Origin of the sequence: Clostridium sp. LY3-2, from assembly GCF_024705715.1 — a bacterium.
Taxonomy (GTDB): domain Bacteria; phylum Bacillota; class Clostridia; order Clostridiales; family Clostridiaceae; genus Clostridium.
The window spans coordinates 1-1586 of sequence record NZ_JAMDLQ010000071.1; the positions used below are offsets into that span (position 1 = coordinate 1).

Here is a 1586-nt window from a genome sequence, read left to right on the forward strand (position 1 = left end):
TGACTCCTAGGGGAATCGAACCCCTGATACCACCGTGAAAGGGTGGTGTCTTAACCGCTTGACCAAGGAGCCATATTTAAGTTTTTTCTTTGTTTCCCGCCGCTCACTCCGTAGCGCCGAGCACATAAATTATAATACATTGAAACCAAAACTATGTCAACACTTTTTACAAAGTTTTTTTTCATTTTTTGTTTTTTGTATTTTTATATATGAGTATTTTAGTATGTTTGTCCCTCTAAACACTAGTGTTTATGCGCTTTAAGGCTATATAATTTAAGTAATAATTTTTTTTGGTTTTTTGTCTTTTTTTACACTATTATTATAGTTTTTTTGTCGCTTTTTATAAAGTTTTTTAAAAAAAATTTTTTATAATTTTATGATTTTTGATTTTTTCTATATATTCTTTTCTTTAATAGAATTACTTACTATGATAAACTTTACTTAAATTGTTTAAGAATATAATAAAAAAATATATATTAAGGAGATTATTATGATACATCATGATTTAATTATAGTCGGTGGCGGAGCTTCTGGACTTATGTCTGCTATAGTTTTAAAAGATTTAGGCATAGATGTTGCTATATTAGAAGGAACTGATAGAGTCGGTAAAAAAATATTAACTACAGGAAACGGAAGATGTAATATTTCTAACTCTACATTAAAAGAACCTTTTTTAGCTTACCACAGTTCTAATAAAGACTTTTACGTAGACTCTTTAAGAAAACTTCCTTTAGATGATACGTTAAACTTTTTCTTATCACTTGGCTTACCTATTATAGAACTTGAAAAAGGTAAGCTTTATCCTATGTCTCTACAAGCCTCTTCTGTAGTTGATCTTTTAAGACTTTCTATAGAAGATAGAGATATAAAGTTATACACAAACTGCAAAGTAAAAACTATCCACAAAACTAAAAACTTCAAATTATCCACAAACAACGATGAATTAAAAGAATTCACATGCAAAAAACTTTTACTTTGTGCTGGAGGACAATCTGCTGTAAAGACTGGTTCTGACGGTTCTGGATTTAAACTAGCTAAAGATTTAGGTCATAAAATAATAAAGCCTATCCCTGGAATAGTTCAATTAAAATTAGACTACCCTAAACTAAAAGGACTTTCAGGAATAAAATTTGACGGTATAGCTTCTTTAATAGTAAACGGTAAAACCTTAAGAGAAGAGTTTGGAGAAATATTATTTACTGATTACGGAATTTCAGGTCCCCCAATCTTTTTATTATCATCTACAGCTTCAAGGTATTTAGACAAAAAAGCTGATGTAAAAATAAAAGTAGACTTAATGCCTTCAAAATCATTTGATGAAGTTAGTAACTTTATATACGGGCACTTAGCTGTATTTTCACATAGAAGCATTTCAGATGCCCTTGTAGGTATAATAAATAAAAAGATGACTCCTATCCTTCTTAAGGATATAGGAATAGAAAATATTCACACTCCTTGTTGCGATTTAGAGTGGAAGTATCAAGATGCTCTTATAAAGCGTCTTAAAGATTGGCTTTGATATAATTGAAAAAGAATCAGATAGACTATCAGGTTTAGTTGAGGAATTACTAGATTTCTCACGTCTT

The 1586-nt window shown here is 29.8% G+C and carries 1 tRNA gene and 1 pseudogene; one reads left to right on the forward strand and one right to left on the reverse strand.

From position 1 onward, the window contains the following. A tRNA-Glu gene (locus tag M4I33_RS16730) sits at nt 1-72 on the reverse strand. 418 nt (nt 73-490) lie between these two features. On the opposite strand from M4I33_RS16730, the pseudogene M4I33_RS16735 reads away from it, so the two are divergent. Then, a pseudogene (locus M4I33_RS16735) lies at nt 491-1513 on the forward strand (aminoacetone oxidase family FAD-binding enzyme); the annotation flags it as partial. Nucleotides 1514-1586 lie beyond the last annotated feature (73 nt).